Genomic DNA, 16137 nt, shown 5'->3' on the forward strand with positions numbered 1-16137 from the left:
AGACCCGGCAGGGCGACGCCTTCGAGGTGCTGGCGGCGCTGGCCGCGGCGGGCGAGACCTTCGACGTGGTGATCTGCGACCCGCCCGCCTTCGCGCCCGGCAAACAGGCGCTGGAGCCGGGCCTGCGCGCCTACGAACGTCTCGCGCGGATGGCCGCGCCGCTGGTTGCCGCGGGCGGCTTTCTGACCTTGTGTTCGTGTTCCCATGCCGTCGACCTCAAGCGGTTCCGTGATGCCAGCGCGCGCGGCATCGGCAAGGCGGGCCGGCGCGGGCCGCTGATCCACACCGGCTTTGCCGGGCCGGACCATCCGCAATTGCCGCAACTGGCCGAAAGCGGCTACCTCAAGGCGCTGGTGTTCGCGCTGTGAAAATCCTGATCGACGCCTGCGTGCTCTATCCCACGGTCATGCGCCAGATGGTGCTGGGCGTCGCCGAGGCTGGGGCCTTCACGCCGCTGTGGTCCGCGCGCATCGAAGAGGAATGGGCCCGCGCCGCGCGCAAGCTGGGCCCCGAGGGCGAGACCCTGGCGCGCGGCGAGATCGCGGCGCTGTCCTTGCGGTTCCCTGATGCGGTCGTGCCCGTGCCGCAGGGGGCCGAACGGCGCTTCTGGCTGCCGGATCCGGCGGATATTCACGTGCTGGCGGCCGCCGTCGGCGCCTCGGCCGATGCAATCATGACATTGAACGCCAAGGATTTTCCCCGCAATGTGCTGGTCGAGGAGGGGGTGTCGCGGATCGACCCGGACAGCTATCTCCTGGGTGTCTGGCAGGCGCAGCCAGCCCTGGTCGCCGATGTGGGCCAAACCGTTCTGGCCGAGGCGCGCCGCCTCTCGGGCGAAGCCTGGGAGATGCGCGCGCTGCTGCGCAAGGCGCGGTTGCCCAGGTTGGGCAAGGCGCTGGGGGAATAGGCGGCCTCAGCCGCCCCACTTGGCCTCGTTTGCCTCGATCGCCTCGATCCGCTTGGGGGTCTTGGGGTGGCTCATCATCCAGGCCGGCATCGCGGCCCCGCCGGCGCCGGTCATGCCGTCGAGTTTCTCGAACAGCGACTTCTGCGGCGCGGTTCCGATCCCCGCCTTGATCAACAGCGCCGAGGCATAGCTGTCGGCCTCGTATTCGTCCGACCGGCTCAGCCGCGCCATCAGCAGCGACATGGCCGAATTGGCGATGATCGGGCCGAGCCCGGGCAGAAAGCGCGACAGGATCATGGCCAGCGCCGTGCGCAGCGCGTTCTGGCCCGAAAAGTCGATCATGCGGCGCCGCGTGTGCCCCAGCGCCACGTGGCCCAGTTCATGCGCGATGACGCTGGCCATCTCGCCCGCCGTGACCTCGCCGGCGCGGTACTTGTTGTAGAACCCGCGTGTGATGAAGATGCGCCCGTCCGGCGCGGCCAGCCCGTTGACCGCCTCGACCTCGTAGATGTGTACCTTGATGCGCTCCACATCGACAACCCGCGCGAGGTCGTCCGTCAGTGCCCGCAGCCGCGGGTCCATCAGTTCGGTCGAACGCGCGTCCAGCTCCCGCTTGGTCCGCCAGACGGAAAAGCGATAGAGCAGAACCCCGTAGAGCAGGGCGAGGAGGATGGGGGCAACGCGCAGCATATCGATGACGTAGGCCTGCGGGGCCCGATGGGCAAGCGGTAACGGCCCGACACATCATGCTGCGGTCGACCCCTTCAGGCGGCACGGGCCCGCCGCGCACCAGGCCGATGATCCGGCGGATAATCGATGTGGATCAGGCAGGGCTCCGGTGGCGCTCCGGCACGGGCGGCAGGCATAGCGCCTCCGCAGCTTCCGGCTGCGCAGCGTTGCGCGGTTGCGCAGCCGCACCGGCGTCAGATCGTCAGACGGCCGCGCGCGTCAGGCCCACGGTGAGGAACAGGCCCACGAGGCCAAGGATGATCGCCATGACCGCGCCCCATTGCAGCATGTCGAACGTGCCGCCGCCCTTGCGTCGGGCCATGATGGCCCCGGCCAGAGCGCCGATGAGGAGGCCGCCGAGAGGGTAGATCATGGTCAGGGTCCTTGTGCCGGGCGGAGGGTGACGGAACCCGGATTTAGCCCGGTCGCTTGAAAGAGTCCATGCCACGCCGCTGCCACGCGGGCGCGGGGCCGACCCGCCCATCGTCTTTCCGGTGTTCCATTGGGGTGTTGGCCATCTTGCGGACCCGCGCGGTCCTGCCGGTGCCCGAGAAATGCATGTTTTACGGGCCTTTCGCAGAAAAACGGGCCAACGGGCGGGTGGCGGAGGTCTCCGGCGGCGCGGCCCCTTCAAGCGGGGATGACTCACCCCAGATCGGGGGGTGACAGTTCGCCCCGATCGGGGTAAAGACGCGCCCAAGAAGGAGGCCGGATATTGTCACACGAACTCGACGCAACGGCGCCCATCCTGTCCAGGAGAGACGAGATGAAAGCAGAGGTTTTCCTGCCGGAGGATTACAAACCGGCCGAAGACGAACCCTTCATGAACGATCGCCAGCTGGAGTATTTCCGGCGCAAGCTGATCAACTGGAAATCCGAGATCCTCGAGGACAGCCGCGACACAATCGAGGGCATGAAGGACAGCACCCGCAACATCCCCGACGTGGCCGACCGCGCCAGCGAGGAGACCGACCGTGCGCTGGAACTGCGCACCCGGGACAGGCAGCGCAAGCTGGTTGCCAAGATCGACAGCGCCCTGCGCCGCATCGAAGAGGGCGAATACGGCTATTGCGAGATCACCGGCGAGCCGATCAGCCTCAAGCGGCTGGACGCGCGGCCCATCGCCACCATGTCCCTGGAGGCCCAGGAGCGGCACGAGCGCCGCGAAAAGGTCCATCGGGACGACTGACGTGACACGTGACAAACCGACAGCAAAGCGCGGCGGCCTCAACCGGGGCCGCCGTATTGCTGTGGTGGGGGGGGGCCTTGGCGGGCTGGCCGCGGCCCTGGCCTTTGCCAGGGGTGGCGCGCGGGTTGAGGTCTTCGAACGCGCGCCCGAGATCGCCGAGGTGGGCGCGGGCATCCAGGTCTCGCCCAATGGCGCGCGGGTGCTGGCCGCGCTGGGGCTGGCGCAGGCCGCCGCCGACCGATCGGTCGCGGCGCAGGCGGTCGAACCCATGGACGCGGTCACGGGGCGCAGCCTGACGCGCTTCGACCTGTCCGGCCGTCCCGGCCCGGTCTATCGCTTTTTCCATCGTGCCGCGCTGATCGACATCCTGCTGGAGGGCTGCCACGCGGCGGGTGTCACCCTGCACACCGGGGCCGAGATCCGCCCCGACGCGCTGCCCCAGGCCGACCTTGTGGTCGGCGGCGACGGCATCCGCTCGGTGCTGCGGCCGCTGCTCAACGGGGCCGACGCGCCCTTCTTCACCGGCCAGGTGGCCTGGCGGGCGGTGATCGACCAGCCCGGGGCCGAGCCTGTCGCGCGCGTCTGGATGGCTCCGAAACAGCATGCCGTGACCTATCCCTTGCCCGGCGGGCGGCTCAATATCGTCGCGGTGCAGGAGCGTCTGCAATGGGCCAAGGAGGGATGGAACATCCCCGACGAGCCCGGCAATCTGCGTCATGCCTTTCGCGGCCTGTCGGGGCGGCTGACCGGGCTGCTGGAACAGGTCGATGCGGTCGGCCTCTGGGGCCTGTTCCGGCACCCCGTGGCGGCGCATTGGCACAAGGGCACGATCGCCATCCTGGGTGACGCGGCGCATCCGACGCTGCCCTTTCTCGCGCAGGGGGCGAATCTGGCCTTCGAGGATGCCTGGGTGCTGGCCGCCTGCTGCGACGGCGACGAGATCGCGGCGGCCCTGCCGCGCTATCAGCAGATGTGCCGGGCGCGCGTGCAGCGGGCGATTTCCACGGCCAACGGCAACGCGGTGAAGTATCACCTGGACGGCGTGCCGCGCCGGGTGGCCCATCTGGGCCTGCGCGGGATCGGGGCGCTGGCGCCCAATGCCTATCTGAACCGGCTGGGCTGGCTCTACGATCACGACGTGACACGGGCCTGACGCCGGGCGCCGCTTTTCGGGCCTGTCGGCCCGAAGGCGCCCCGCCCGCCGTCCCGGCCAGCGTCAGCGCATCAGAACCACAGGTACCTTGCAGGACCGCAGCATTTCCGTGGTGGTCGATCCGATCAGCAGCGACCGCACCCGGCTGTGCCCATAGGCCCCCATGACCAGCAGGTCGTAGCCGTCGTTTCCGGTCATATCAGCGAGCACCTTTTCCGGCTCGCCGGCGGTGGTCCGAGTGTCCGCGTCAAAGCCGCCCGCGCGCAGGGTCGCGGCGGCATCCGCCAGCGCCTTGTCGATCTCGGGCGTGGATTTGCCCGCGAAGACCAGCGTAACCTGCAGCCCGGCGAAAACCGGGCTGCGTGCGATGTAATCCACGGCCTTGAGCGAGGACGCCCCGCCATCGAAGGCCACCAGCACCTTTTCTGGGGTCCGGAAGGCGCGGTTGGCCACGAAAACCGGCCGGTGGCTGGCCCGCACGATACGTTCGAGGTTCGAGCCGAGATGCTCCATCGCGAGGCCCGCGGCCTCGCCGCGCTTGCCGATGACGATCATGTCGCCGGTGTCTTCCTTGGCGGTGATGGTCTCGACCAGGTCGCCCTGGCGCAGGCGGGTCTCGACGGTGATGTCGCCGTCGCCCTCGATGATCGCCTTGGCGTCCTCGAGGATGGCGCGGCCGTGGTCATGGGTCAGCTTGGCGCGTTCGGCGTCCAGCTCGGAGAGTTGTTCGAGCAGGCGCGAGCGCGCGCCCAGGCGGATCGCGCCGCTCAGGTCTTGGTTATCCGGCGCGCTGCGCCGGCCCATCACGTGGTAGACCTTGACGGTAAAGCCGGTGCGGCCCGCGATCCAGGCCGCGTGGTGGCAAACGCTTTCGGAATAGGCCGAGCCATCGACAAGGGCGATCAGGGTATTGGTGGTCATGTCATTTCTCCTCAGTGGCCCATCAGGTCGTCCATGGCGCCGGGTTTGTCATGCACCGCCAGCCGGTCGACGATGGTTTCCGAGGCCTCGTTCATGCCGATCAGCTCGACCTCGGCGCCCTCACGGCGGAACTTGAGCACGGCCATGTCCAAGGCGGCAACCGAGGAAATGTCCCAGATATGGGCGCGGCTGACGTCGATGGTGACATGGTCGGGGGCTTCCTTGAAATCGAAGGCCGTCATGAAGTCCTCGGCCGAGGCGAAGAACAGCTGCCCCTCGACAAAGTAGGTGCGGTGGGTGCCGTCGGCGGTGATCTCGGTGCGCACGCGGAACAGCTGTGCGATCTTCCAGGCAAAGAAGATCCCCGACAGCAGCACGCCCACCAGCACGCCGATGGCCAGGTTGTGGGTGTAGATCACGAAAAACACCGTCGCCAGCATCACGATCGAGGAACTGCGCGGGTGGTCGCGCAGGTTCTTGATGGAGGACCACGAGAAGGTGCCGATCGAGACCATGATCATGATCGCCACCAGCGCGGCCATGGGAATGATGGCGACGATATCACCCAGCCCCACCACGAGGATCAGCAGCACGACCCCGGCGGTGAAGCTCGAAAGCCGGCCGCGGCCGCCCGATTTCACGTTGATGATCGACTGGCCGATCATCGCGCAGCCCGCCATGCCGCCGATGAAGCCGGTGGCGGTATTGGCCAGGCCCTGGCCGACGCATTCCTGGTTGCGGTCGGAGGGGGTGTCGGTCAGGTCGTCGACGATCTGCTGGGTCATCAGGCTTTCCAGAAGCCCCACGACGGCCACGGCCAGTGCATAGGGAAAGATGATCTGCAGCGTCTCGAAAGTCAGCGGGATGTCGGGGATCAGAAAGACCGGCAGCGTGTCGGGCAAGTCGCCCATGTCGCCCACGGTGCGCACGTCCCAGCCCATGACGAGGGTCAGCCCGGTCAGCACCACGATGGTTACCAGCGGCGAGGGCACGGCGGTGGTCAGCCGCGGGAACAGGTAGATGATGGCGAGGCCCGCGGCCACCAGCGCAAAGGTGATGGGTGGCACCGCGCGCGGGTCCAGTTCGGGCAGTTGCGCCATGAAGATCAGGATCGCCAGCGCGTTGACGAAACCCGTCATGACTGAGCGCGAGACGAAGCGCATCACATAGCCCAGTTTGAGCAGGCCCGCCCCGATCTGCAAAAGCCCGGCCAGCACCGTGGCGGCCAGCAGGTATTCCAGCCCGTGGTCCTTGACCAGGGTGATCATCAGAACGGCCGTGGCGGCGGTGGCGGCCGAGATCATGCCGGGCCGGCCGCCGGTGATGGCCGTGATCACTGCGATCGAGAAACTGGCATATAGCCCGACCTTGGGGTCGACACCCGCGATGATCGAAAAGGCGATGGCTTCGGGGATCAGGGCCAGCGCGACCACGATACCGGACAGAAGGTCGCCGCGCATGTTCGCAAACCACGCGTGCCGATAGGCAGATAGGGACATCATGATGTAAATGTTTCCTTGGGCCGCGCCGGGCGCGGTCTTGGGGCAGGCCCCGGGGGCCTGATCGATTGTCCGGCGGATAGGCGGCCGGAAGAGCCATCCGGAGGCTTGCGCGCGTCCGAATCCCTGTTCGCTGCGTCGCGGCGTATAGGCCGCAATGCCCCGGCGTTCAATGTCTTTTGTGGCGAGGGGCGCGCGCGGCGCGCCCTCAGAGGGCCAGGTCCACCCAGACGGGCACGTGGTCCGAGGGTTTCTCGCGGCCGCGCACCTCGGCCTCGATCCAGCAGTCCTGCATGAGGTCGGCCGCCTGCGGGGTCAGCAGGACGTGGTCGATGCGGATACCGTCGTTGCGGTTCCAGGCGCCGGCCTGGTAATCCCAGAAGGAATAGTGCCCCGGCCCGAGGGTGCGGGCGCGGAAAGCCTCGGTGTAGCCCAGGTTGAGTATCCGGCGGAAGGCCGCGCGGCTGTCGGGCAGGAACAGCGCATCCGCGCGCCAGGCGTCCGGGCGGGCGGCGTCCTCGGTCTGGGGGATGACGTTGTAATCGCCCGCCAGCAGGGCCGGGTCCTCGGCGTGCAGCAATTCCTCGGCGCGGAGCCGCAACCGCTCCATCCAGCGCAGCTTGTAGTCATACTTGGGCCCCGGCGCGGGGTTGCCGTTGGGCAGGTAAAGCCCGCAGAGGCGCAGGGCCGTCTCACCCACCACGGTGGCCTCGATATAGCGGGCCTCTTCGTCATCGGCGCCGTCGCGGCCCGCGCCCGCGGCACCGGGCAATCCGCGGGTGACATCCTCGAGCGGGTATCTCGACAGGATCGCGACGCCGTTGAACCCCTTCTGCCCATGGGTTTCGACGCTGTAGCCAAGATCCTCTATGGCCTCGCGCGGGAAAGTCTCGTCGACCGACTTGATTTCCTGCAACAGCACCACGTCGGGCTGGCTGTCCGACAACCAGTCGGTCAGCGCGCCGAGCCGGGCCTTGACCCCATTGATGTTGAACGTCGCTATCTTCATGGGCGCCTCCGTTTGGACGCGTTGTCGCCCATGCACCGGATGCCCGCAAGACCCTGCGCGGGGTCATTGGCCGATCGTTCCGCGCCGTCGCGTCACCGGGTTTTGTCGAGAATGCCCGCCCGGGTCAGATCGCGAAGGAGGTTCCGCAGCCGCAGCTGCTGGTGGCGTTGGGATTGTCGATCACGAAGCGCGCGCCGATCAGTTCCTCGGAGAAGTCGATGGTGGCATCGGCCAGGAAGGGCAGCGAGGTGCTGTCGACCACCACCTTCTGGCCCTGGCCCTCCAGCACCAGATCGTCCTTGGCGGGGGTGTCCAGGTCGATCTCGTATTCGAAACCGGAACAGCCGCCGCCCTTGACGCCCACGCGCAGGGCCTTGCCCTGATCGGCGGCGGCGATCTCGGAAAGGCGCGCGAAGGCGCGGTCTGTCACTTTGGGTGGAACGCTCAGCATGACGGCCCCTGTCCGTTTCGGTTCATTTACAATATAGGGGTCACGGGCTGCTGCGGCAAGGCAGGCCGCCGCGGCGAATTCAAGATGGGGGCAGGGCGATGGCATCGTCGTTTGCATGTGATCCGGGCGCGACCCGGGGACGGTTACACGCCGAGGAGGAGAGCGCGCATCGCTCGCCCTTTCAGCGCGACCGCGACCGGATCATCCATTCCAGCGCCTTTCGGCGGCTCAAGCACAAGACGCAGGTCTTCGTAGAACACGAGGGCGACTATTTCCGCACCCGCCTGACCCATTCCATCGAGGTGGCGCAAGTGGCGCGGACCCTGGCCAAGGCCTTTGGCCTGAACGAGGAACTGACCGAGGCCGTGGCGCTGGCCCACGATCTGGGCCACACGCCCTTCGGCCACACCGGCGAGGATGCCTTGGCCGCGCGCATGGCCCCCTATGGCGGCTTCGATCACAATGCCCAGGCCATCCGCATCGTCACCTCGCTGGAACGGCACTATGCCGAGTGGGACGGGCTGAACCTGACCTGGGAAACCCTGGAGGGTATCGCCAAGCACAACGGCCCCGTGCCTGCCCCGGTGCCCGTGGCGCTGGCCGAGTATGACGCCCGCCACGACCTGGAGTTGCACAGCCATGCCAGCGCCGAGGCGCAGGTCGCGGCCCTGTCCGATGACATCGCCTACAACAACCACGACATCCACGACGGGCTGCGCGCCGGGCTGTTCACCACCGAGGACCTGCTGGCCCTGCCCATCGTCGGCCCCTGTTTCGAGGCCGTTGACCGGGCCTGGCCCGGGCTGGACCCGTCGCGGCGGCGGCACGAGGCGCTGCGGCGCTTTTTCGGGGTGCTGGTCGAGGACGTGATCGCCACGACCCGGGCCAATCTCGAGGATCTGGCGCCGCGATCGGCCGAGGATATCCGCAGTGCGGGACGCATGATGGTGGAATTCTCGCCCGCGCTCTGGGCCGACCTGCAACAGGTGCGGCGGTTCCTGTTCACCCGGATGTACCGGGCCCCCAGCGTGGTCGAGATGCGCACCCAGGTCACGCAGGTGGTCGAAGAGCTGTTTCCGCTCTTTCTGGCCGCGCCGGAGCATTTGCCGGCACAGTGGCAGGGTGACGTGGCCCGGGTGGCCGACAAGGCCGCGTTGGCGCGCATCGTGGCCGACTACATCGCCGGGATGACCGATCGGTTCGCGCTGAAGACCCATGCGGCCCTCACCGGGCGGCGCATTGCCATTGCCGGCGAGTTCGCCAACGGGAGCTGAGCCCGCCACCGCCGCGCCCCCCGTTGCGCGTTGACCTCTGGCGCGCAAATGCTAAACCGCCAGCGATCTCCAAGAGGACGCGCAAATGAACCTGTTCGCCGATATCCGGTCGCTCGTGATCGATTGTCTCGATGCCCTGACCGCCGAGGGACAGCTGCCCGCGGGCCTGTCTCATGACAATGTGACGGTCGAACCGCCGCGCGACCCGGCCCACGGCGACATGGCCACCAACGCGGCCATGGTGCTGGCCAAGCCGGCCGGGCTGAAACCCCGCGACATCGCCGAGGCGCTGGCCGGAAAGCTCGCCGCGGACGGTCGCATCGCCCGCGCCGAGGTGGCCGGGCCGGGCTTTCTGAACATGCGCCTTGCGACGGATGTCTGGCACGAGGTGATCCGCGCCGCGCTGACCGATCCCGGCTATGGCCGCTCCGCCATGGGGCAGGGGCAGAAGGTCAACGTGGAGTATGTCTCGGCCAATCCCACCGGCCCGCTGCATGTGGGCCATACGCGCGGCGCGGTCTTCGGCGACGCGCTGGCCAGCCTGCTGGATTATGCGGGCTACGACGTGACCCGCGAATACTACATCAACGACGGCGGCGCGCAGGTCGACGTGTTGGCCCGGTCTGTCTACCTGCGCTATCTTGAGGCGCACGGGCAGGAGGTCGCCTTCGAGGACGGCACCTATCCCGGCGACTACCTGATCGAGGTGGGGCAGGCGCTGCGCGACACGGTCGGCGATGCCTTTCTGGACAAGGGCGAACAGGTCTGGCTGGACGAGGTCCGCACCTTCGCCACCGAAAAGATGATGGAGATGATCCGCGCCGATCTCGCCGCGCTGGGCGTCGAGATGGATGTCTTCTATTCCGAGAAATCGCTTTACGGCACCGGCCGGATCGAGGCGGCCATCGAAGACCTGCGCGGCAAGGGCCTGATCTATCGCGGCACGCTGGAGCCGCCCAAGGGCAAGCTGCCCGAGGACTGGGAGCCGCGCGAACAGACCCTGTTCAAATCCACCGACTACGGCGACGACGTGGACCGGCCGATCATGAAATCCGATGGCGGCTGGACCTATTTCGCCCCGGACATCGCCTATCACTACGACAAGGTCTCGCGCGGTTTCGACGCGCTGATCGACGTCTTCGGCGCCGACCACGGCGGCTATGTCAAGCGGATGAAGGCCGCTGTCGCCGCCCTGTCCGAGGGGGCGGTGCCACTGGACATCAAGCTGACGCAGCTGGTCAAGCTCTACCGCAACGGCGAACCCTTCAAGATGTCCAAGCGGGCGGGCACCTTCGTGACGCTGCGCGACGTGGTCGATGCCGTGGGCCGCGACGTCACCCGCTTTCACATGCTCACGCGCAAGAACGACGCGCCGCTGGATTTCGATTTCGACAAGGTGACGGAACAGTCCAAGGACAATCCCGTCTTCTATGTGCAATACGCCCACGCGCGGGTGCATTCGGTGCTGCGCAAGGCCGATGTCGATGTTTCGGATGCCACGCTGGCGCGGGCCGACCTGTCGGGCCTGACGCATCCGGCGGAACTGGCGCTGGCGGCGAAACTGGCCGAATGGCCGCGCCTGGTCGAGATTTCCGCGCGCACCCACGAGCCGCACCGGATCGCCTTTTACCTTTATGATCTCGCCTCGGAGGTGCACGCCCTGTGGAACCGGGGCAACGAGGATGCCAGCCTGCGCTTTCTGCAAGAGGGTGATTCTGCAGCAACACAAGCGAAAATCGCCTTGATCCGGGCCGTTTCCGTTGTCATTTCGCACGGGCTTGGTATCCTTGGTGTAACCCCGGTCGAAGAGATGCGCTAAAGCGCACGTGCCCGGGGCCTTTGAGGCGACGCGGTAAACCGGCGCTCAAGCCGGGCGAAGAGGCGTATATGGCAGAGATGACGGCAGGGTCGCAGGCGGCCCAGCACACGAGTCACACTCCCCACAGTCACGATGATCCGGCTCCTGGCCGTCAGGCGGGCAATATCGTCGCGCTGGCTGGTGCGGCGCTGTCGCTGGCGCTGGTGATCGGCGTCGGCGTCTGGGGCTACAAGATCGTGATGCGCGACGTTACCGGTGTTCCGGTCGTGCGCGCCATGCAGGGCGAGATGCGCGTGGCTCCCGACAATCCCGGCGGCGAGATCGCAGCCCATACGGGGCTGTCGGTCAACGCGGTTCTCGCCGAGGGCGGGGCCGCCGCCCCCGAGGACCGGCTGGTCCTGGCCCCGGCCAAGGCCCGGTTGCAGGACGAGGATCTGGCCGTCACCCCTGCCGCCGCCGAAGACACCCCCGAGGAGGCCGTGGTGCAGACCACCGGAGACAGCGCGCAGACCACCGGAGACAGCGCGCAGGCTGCCGGGGCCGCGCCTGCCCCGCGCCCGGAGACCGACACGCCGACCGAGTTCACGACCGCCTCGGCCGGGGGCGAGGACACCGCGCCGGGCGAGTCGTCGCTGAGTGCTGACGAGGTTCTGGCCCTGGCCGACCAGGTTGCTGCCGATGTCGAACCGCTGTCCGAGCTTCCCGAGGGCGAGAACGCCCCGGTCCAGCTGTCGGTCAACGCTGTCGGTCCCGATGATATTCTGGACCCCGGTGTGCCCGGTGTGGCGGAGTCGCTGCGGCCACAGGTGCGCCCGGCCAGCCTGCGCGTGGACCCGCAGCGCGCCGGGACCAGCGAGGCGGCCGCCGCACCAGAAACATCCGAAGCGGCCGCCCCGACCCTGACCGGGCCGCTGCCAGCGGGCATCAAGCTGGTGCAGCTCGGGGCCTTCGACAGCCCCGATATCGCCGCGCGGGAATGGACCCGCGTCGCGGACCGCTTCGGCGATTTCATGGGCGGCAAGTCGCGCGTCATCCAGGAGGCCCAGTCTGGTGGTCGCACCTTGTACCGGCTGCGCGCGCAGGGCTTCGAGGATCTGAGCGATGCGCGCCGTTTCTGCGCCGCGCTGGTTGCCGAGGACGCCCCCTGCATACCGGTCGTGGTGCGTTGAATGGCACCTTGCGCGGCCATCTTCGGGCCGGCGGGGACAGAGATATCAGACTGGGAGCGCGGGTTTTTCTCCGAAACGCGGCCCCTGGGCTTCATCCTGTTCGCGCGCAATGTCGAAAGCCCCGACCAACTGCGCCGCCTGACGGCGGATTTGCGCGCCGCCGCCGGGCATGACGCGCTGGTGCTGATCGACCAGGAGGGGGGGCGCGTGCAGCGGCTGCGGCCCCCGCACTGGCGCGACTGGCGCCCGCCGCTTGAGGATGCGGTTCGCGCCCGCGAGCCGGCCCGGGCTATGGCGCTGCGCTACAGGATCATCGGGCAAGACCTGCGCGCCCTGGGCATCGACGTCAACGCCGTGCCCTGCGCCGACCTGGCCCGGCCCGAAACCCATCCTTTCCTGCGCAACCGCTGCTATGGCGCGGCGGTCGCGGATGTCACCCGCATCGCCCGCGCGGTCGCCGACGGCTGCCTGGCCGGCGGGGTGCTGCCGGTGCTCAAGCACCTGCCGGGGCACGGGCGCGCGCAAGCCGACAGCCACCTGGACCTGCCCCGCGTGGCCGCCCCCGCCGCAGCCTTGACGGCCACGGATTTCGCGCCGTTCCGGGCACTGGCTGACCTCGCGCTGGGGATGACCGCCCATGTCGTTTTCGAAGGGCTGGGCCAGCAGGCCCCGGCCACCCAGTCGCCCGAGATGATCCGCCTGATCCGCCAGGACCTGGGCTTTGCCGGGCTGCTGATGAGTGACGATATCGGCATGGCGGCGCTCTCAGGTCCGGTGGAGATGCGCGCCGCCGCCGCCCTGGCCGCGGGCTGCGATGTCGTCCTGCATTGCAATGGCGAGCGGGCGGAGATCGCGCAGGTCGCCAAGGTCTGCGGCCCGCTTGACGGGGCGGCCGAGGCCCGCGCCCGGGCGGCACTGGACAGCCGCCCGGTGCCCGCGCCCGTTGACATTTCCGCCCTTGTTGCGGAATTTGAAGCCCTTGTCGGGCCGGCGCCCGGCCGAGGGGGCAGATGAGCGACGCCGAGTTCAACGCAAGCAATGTCACCAGCGTCAGCGAGCGGCAGGCCGCAGAGGCGCTGATCGTCGACGTGGAGGGTTTCGAGGGGCCGCTTGACCTGCTGCTGACCCTGTCGCGCACGCAGAAGGTGGACCTGCGCCAGATCAGCGTGCTGGCCCTGGCCGAGCAATACCTCGCTTTCATCGAGACCGCCCGCGATCTGCGCATCGAACTGGCCGCCGATTACCTGGTCATGGCCGCCTGGCTGGCCTTTCTCAAGTCGCGCCTGCTGCTGCCCCCCGACCCGGCCGAAGAGGGCCCCTCGGGCGAGGAACTGGCCGCGCACCTGGCCTTTCAGCTGGAACGGTTGCAGGCCATGCGCGAAAAGGCGGCAACGCTGATGGCGCGCGACAGGCTGGGCCGTGATTTCTTTGCCCGCGGCGTGACCGAGGATGTCACCCGCACCCGCCGCGTCACCTATACCGCGACCCTGCTGGACCTGATGCAGGCCTATGCCCGCCTGCGCACCCGCGACGAGTTCCGGCCCTATACCATGGACCGCGACTCGGTGCTGACCCTGGAAGAGGCCCTCGGCCGCCTGCGCCCGCTGATCGGGTTCGCCGGGGACTGGACGGATATCCTGTCCTATCTGCCCGAAGGCTGGCAGGAAGACCCGGCCCGGCGCCGCAGTGCGACGGCCTCGACCTTCGCGGCTTCGCTGGAACTGGTCAAGGAGGGCCGGATCGAGATGCGCCAGGGCGAGAGCTTTGCCCCGATCCAGATCAGAAGGACAGAGAATGGCTGATCCCGAGACCGCCGGAGAGGCGGGCGAGCAGATGCTCTTCGAGGCCCCGCCCATGGCCGAGCAGGAGCGCATGGTCGAGGCGGTGCTCTTTGCCAGTGCCGAGCCGGTGACCGTGCGCGACCTGGCCGGGCGGATGCCACATGGATCGGACCCGGCCGAGGCGCTGGAACACCTGCGCCGCCGCTACGAGGGGCGCGGCGTGCGCGTCGTCCGGGTGGGCGAGGCCTGGGCGCTGCGCACCGCCCCCGACCTGGGCTTTCTGATGCAGAAGGAAACCGTCGAGACGCGCAAACTGTCGCGGGCGGCGATGGAGACCCTGGCGATCATCGCCTATCACCAACCCGTCACCCGCGCCGAGATCGAGGAGATCCGAGGCGTTTCCGTCAGCCGGGGCACCATCGACCAGTTGATCGAGATGGGCTGGATCCGCTTCGGCCGCCGCCGCATGACGCCGGGGCGGCCCGTGACCTTTGTCGTCACCCAGGACTTTCTGGATCACTTCGGTTTGGAAAGCGCGCGCGACCTGCCGGGCCTCAAGGAGTTGCGCGCCGCCGGGCTGCTGGACAACCGGCCCGCGCCGGGGCGGGGCAGCGACGACGACGAAGAGGAGGAGGGCGACGAGGATCAGTCGGAGCTTTTCGAAGAGGACTGAGCCGCCGGTCAGCCTCGCCGTCAAATTCCCCTTGGACCGCGTGAAATTGCCCGGCGTTACTGCTATATGACTCGCGACATCACAGCGGAGATTACGCAATGAACGCCAATCGACTGATGAACATGGTGATGCGCATCGTGATGCGCAAGATCATCGGGGGCGGGATCAACAAGGGCATGCAGGCGATAGGCAAGCGCCGCAAGGCCCAACCGCGCAAGCACGACGACACCCGGGACGGGTCCTGAACCGTTGTGCGGTCAATAGTTACCCGAAAACGGAGACATCCGAATGCCCGAGCCTGACGTTCAGTGCCTGCCAAGGGATGAGCGCATGGCGGCGGTCCGCGCCGCCATGCAAAACGCCGGCGACTCGACGCATTTCGTGCCGGTCGAGACCGGCTACCTGGAGGCGCCGGTGATCGAACTGGATCATCGGGTGCTCGTCTATCGTGCCGACAATGGCCGCGTGCTGTCGGAACTGGAACAAGAGGCGCGTGCCCGGGCCACGCCGCTTGAGCACCTCAAGGCAGACGCCGAGACGCCCCAGATGCAGTCCGTCCTGCACGACCTGCTGGTCGAGAAATCGCGCGATCCACGCGGGCCGGTCTATTCGGAGCTGGAGCGCTACGGACGCCAGACCGATCCGCTCCTGATCGGCGAGGACGGGATCGTTCTCAACGGCAACCGGCGCCTGGCCGCGATGCGCGATCTGATGGCGCGCGACAGCGCCGGGTACAGTCAGTTCGCCCACGTCCGAGCCGCTGTCCTGCCACCGGGGCTGAGCGCGGACGAGATCGAATTCATAGAGGCGGCGCTGCAGATGGCACCCGATCTCAAGCTGGATTACGGCTGGATCAACAGACGTTTGAAACTGCGCCAGCATCTGGCCGATATGGGCCGCGACCGCGTGATCGATGCTTACAGATTTCCCGGTGCGGCCGCGATCGACAACGAACTGGAAGAGCTGGCGCTGGCCGAGGAGTACCTCGCGTGGAGCGAGCAGCCGCGCCGCTTTGACCTGGTCGCGGACCAGGAACAGGCCTTCGCCGCGCTGCGCCTGCATCTCGAGATGCTGGATGAGGCGCTGGCCAACACCAAGTTGCCGGCGGTCTGGCGGCGCATCGGCTTTGCCATGATCAAGGCCCGCCCCGAGCTGGACCGCAACATCCTGCACTACTTTCCCTTCACCGACCCGGTGCCGCCGGCGATGCGCAACTGGGTGCCGCGCTCGATGGCCGAAGACCACGGGCTGGTCGAGCGCCAGGCCCCGGGCGAGAACAAGAGGCTGGACGTTTCTGGGGTGGACCGGCTCATGCCGCTGCTGGACGACCCCCGCACGGCACGCACGACCGCAGCGGCGAGCATGTCCCTGATCGAAAAGCTAAAGGGCAGCCAGGACCGGCTGATCGGATTTGCCCGCCTTGTTTCGCTTTTGCAGAATGCGTCGCAGACCCTCGACCAGATCGACGTCGAAGACCTGACCGACGAGCAGATGCGCCGCTTGCGCGCGAAACTGGCGTCCCTCCAGGAATACCTGTCGCGACCGGATTGAACCCGGACCCCC

17 protein-coding genes, 1 pseudogene and 1 other annotated feature are annotated in these 16137 nt (G+C 67.9%); of the genes and pseudogenes, 12 read left to right on the forward strand and 6 right to left on the reverse strand.

The genetic code is table 11. The features are described 5' to 3' along the window. Positions 1-368: pseudogene (locus tag ACH107_RS13225) on the forward strand (RlmI/RlmK family 23S rRNA methyltransferase); the annotation flags it as partial. Beyond that, a complete protein-coding gene (locus ACH107_RS13230) occupies positions 365-907 on the forward strand; it encodes an RSP_2648 family PIN domain-containing protein (RefSeq protein ID WP_310690265.1) in 543 nt (180 codons plus the stop codon). The pseudogene ACH107_RS13225 and the gene ACH107_RS13230, both read left to right, overlap by 4 nt. Before the next feature lie 6 nt (positions 908-913). Here ACH107_RS13230 and ACH107_RS13235 read toward each other — a convergent pair whose 3' ends face one another. Both ACH107_RS13235 and ACH107_RS13240 read right to left on the reverse strand, forming a co-directional pair. Then, positions 914-1597: a M48 family metallopeptidase gene (locus ACH107_RS13235; protein WP_310690266.1), complete on the reverse strand. Its 684-nt coding sequence runs from the start codon at positions 1595-1597 to the stop codon at positions 914-916. Positions 1598-1838: 241 nt separating this feature from the next. Then, positions 1839-2009 (reverse strand): hypothetical protein, encoded by a 171-nt coding sequence (locus tag ACH107_RS13240; RefSeq protein ID WP_310690267.1) that lies wholly within the window; start codon positions 2007-2009, stop codon positions 1839-1841. Between the two features lie 393 nt (positions 2010-2402). Here ACH107_RS13240 and dksA point away from each other — a divergent pair, with 393 nt between their 5' ends. Beyond that, positions 2403-2825 carry an RNA polymerase-binding protein DksA gene (gene dksA / locus ACH107_RS13245; protein ID WP_310690268.1) on the forward strand — a complete coding sequence of 141 codons (423 nt, stop codon included), beginning with the start codon at positions 2403-2405 and terminating at the stop codon, positions 2823-2825. A 1-nt stretch (position 2826) separates the two neighbouring features. Continuing rightward, complete coding sequence (locus tag ACH107_RS13250) at positions 2827-3978, forward strand: FAD-dependent monooxygenase (protein WP_412506241.1); 1152 nt, start codon at positions 2827-2829, stop codon at positions 3976-3978. Positions 3979-4041: 63 nt separating this feature from the next. Here the strand turns inward: ACH107_RS13250 and ACH107_RS13255 are convergent, their stop codons facing one another. From ACH107_RS13255 to ACH107_RS13270, 4 genes are all read right to left on the reverse strand, one after another. Then, positions 4042-4899 carry a universal stress protein gene (locus ACH107_RS13255; RefSeq protein ID WP_310690270.1) on the reverse strand — a complete coding sequence of 286 codons (858 nt, stop codon included), beginning with the start codon at positions 4897-4899 and terminating at the stop codon, positions 4042-4044. An 11-nt stretch (positions 4900-4910) separates the two neighbouring features. After that, the gene (locus tag ACH107_RS13260) at positions 4911-6401 is read right to left on the reverse strand and encodes a SulP family inorganic anion transporter (RefSeq protein ID WP_412506242.1); all 1491 of its coding nucleotides are present in this window, start codon (positions 6399-6401) and stop codon (positions 4911-4913) included. Positions 6402-6464: 63 nt separating this feature from the next. Next, positions 6465-6527 (reverse strand) — a sequence feature (sul1 is cis-regulatory element that is thought to sense ions involved in sulfur or methionine metabolism; They are found in Alphaproteobacteria). A 79-nt stretch (positions 6528-6606) separates the two neighbouring features. After that, complete coding sequence (xth, locus tag ACH107_RS13265; RefSeq protein WP_310690272.1) at positions 6607-7407, reverse strand: exodeoxyribonuclease III; 801 nt, start codon at positions 7405-7407, stop codon at positions 6607-6609. Positions 7408-7531: 124 nt separating this feature from the next. Further along, positions 7532-7855 carry an iron-sulfur cluster assembly accessory protein gene (locus ACH107_RS13270; protein ID WP_310690315.1) on the reverse strand — a complete coding sequence of 108 codons (324 nt, stop codon included), beginning with the start codon at positions 7853-7855 and terminating at the stop codon, positions 7532-7534. Positions 7856-7956: 101 nt separating this feature from the next. On the opposite strand from ACH107_RS13270, the gene ACH107_RS13275 reads away from it, so the two are divergent. The 8 genes from ACH107_RS13275 (at position 7957) to ACH107_RS13310 (ending at position 16125) form a co-directional block, all read left to right on the forward strand. Then, positions 7957-9132 (forward strand): deoxyguanosinetriphosphate triphosphohydrolase, encoded by a 1176-nt coding sequence (locus ACH107_RS13275; protein WP_412506243.1) that lies wholly within the window; start codon positions 7957-7959, stop codon positions 9130-9132. Between the two features lie 85 nt (positions 9133-9217). Next, on the forward strand, positions 9218-10951 hold the full coding sequence (argS, locus tag ACH107_RS13280; protein ID WP_412506244.1) for an arginine--tRNA ligase: 1734 nt from the start codon (positions 9218-9220) through the stop codon (positions 10949-10951). A gap of 68 nt (positions 10952-11019) precedes the next feature. Beyond that, on the forward strand, positions 11020-12120 hold the full coding sequence (locus tag ACH107_RS13285) for an SPOR domain-containing protein (RefSeq protein WP_412506245.1): 1101 nt from the start codon (positions 11020-11022) through the stop codon (positions 12118-12120). Further along, a complete protein-coding gene (locus ACH107_RS13290; protein ID WP_412506246.1) occupies positions 12121-13134 on the forward strand; it encodes a glycoside hydrolase family 3 N-terminal domain-containing protein in 1014 nt (337 codons plus the stop codon). After that, entirely contained in the window at positions 13131-13922 is a 792-nt protein-coding gene (locus ACH107_RS13295) for a segregation and condensation protein A (RefSeq protein ID WP_412506247.1), read from the forward strand. Before ACH107_RS13290 ends, ACH107_RS13295 begins: the two co-directional genes overlap by 4 nt. Next, complete coding sequence (gene scpB / locus ACH107_RS13300; protein ID WP_412506248.1) at positions 13915-14574, forward strand: SMC-Scp complex subunit ScpB; 660 nt, start codon at positions 13915-13917, stop codon at positions 14572-14574. The genes ACH107_RS13295 and scpB overlap by 8 nt, the downstream gene beginning before the upstream one ends. A gap of 98 nt (positions 14575-14672) precedes the next feature. Continuing rightward, the gene (locus ACH107_RS13305) at positions 14673-14819 is read left to right on the forward strand and encodes a hypothetical protein (protein WP_310690279.1); all 147 of its coding nucleotides are present in this window, start codon (positions 14673-14675) and stop codon (positions 14817-14819) included. Between the two features lie 43 nt (positions 14820-14862). Beyond that, the gene (locus ACH107_RS13310) at positions 14863-16125 is read left to right on the forward strand and encodes a hypothetical protein (RefSeq protein ID WP_412506249.1); all 1263 of its coding nucleotides are present in this window, start codon (positions 14863-14865) and stop codon (positions 16123-16125) included. Positions 16126-16137 lie beyond the last annotated feature (12 nt).

The sequence above is a fragment of the Roseovarius halophilus (ex Wu et al. 2025) genome (assembly GCF_047086965.1).

Bases quoted from the DNA above. Each gene is read 5' to 3' on its own strand.
- ACH107_RS13235 (WP_310690266.1), bottom strand. From the start codon at position 1,597: ATGCTGCGCGTTGCCCCCATCCTCCTCGCCCTGCTCTACGGGGTTCTG.
- ACH107_RS13240 (WP_310690267.1), bottom strand. From the start codon at position 2,009: ATGATCTACCCTCTCGGCGGCCTCCTCATCGGCGCTCTGGCCGGGGCC.
- dksA (WP_310690268.1), top strand. From the start codon at position 2,403: ATGAAAGCAGAGGTTTTCCTGCCGGAGGATTACAAACCGGCCGAAGAC.
- ACH107_RS13255 (WP_310690270.1), bottom strand. From the start codon at position 4,899: ATGACCACCAATACCCTGATCGCCCTTGTCGATGGCTCGGCCTATTCC.
- ACH107_RS13260 (WP_412506242.1), bottom strand. From the start codon at position 6,401: ATGATGTCCCTATCTGCCTATCGGCACGCGTGGTTTGCGAACATGCGC.
- xth (WP_310690272.1), bottom strand. From the start codon at position 7,407: ATGAAGATAGCGACGTTCAACATCAATGGGGTCAAGGCCCGGCTCGGC.
- ACH107_RS13275 (WP_412506243.1), top strand. From the start codon at position 7,957: ATGGCATCGTCGTTTGCATGTGATCCGGGCGCGACCCGGGGACGGTTA.
- argS (WP_412506244.1), top strand. From the start codon at position 9,218: ATGAACCTGTTCGCCGATATCCGGTCGCTCGTGATCGATTGTCTCGAT.
- ACH107_RS13285 (WP_412506245.1), top strand. From the start codon at position 11,020: ATGGCAGAGATGACGGCAGGGTCGCAGGCGGCCCAGCACACGAGTCAC.
- ACH107_RS13290 (WP_412506246.1), top strand. From the start codon at position 12,121: ATGGCACCTTGCGCGGCCATCTTCGGGCCGGCGGGGACAGAGATATCA.
- ACH107_RS13295 (WP_412506247.1), top strand. From the start codon at position 13,131: ATGAGCGACGCCGAGTTCAACGCAAGCAATGTCACCAGCGTCAGCGAG.
- scpB (WP_412506248.1), top strand. From the start codon at position 13,915: ATGGCTGATCCCGAGACCGCCGGAGAGGCGGGCGAGCAGATGCTCTTC.
- ACH107_RS13305 (WP_310690279.1), top strand. From the start codon at position 14,673: ATGAACGCCAATCGACTGATGAACATGGTGATGCGCATCGTGATGCGC.
- ACH107_RS13310 (WP_412506249.1), top strand. From the start codon at position 14,863: ATGCCCGAGCCTGACGTTCAGTGCCTGCCAAGGGATGAGCGCATGGCG.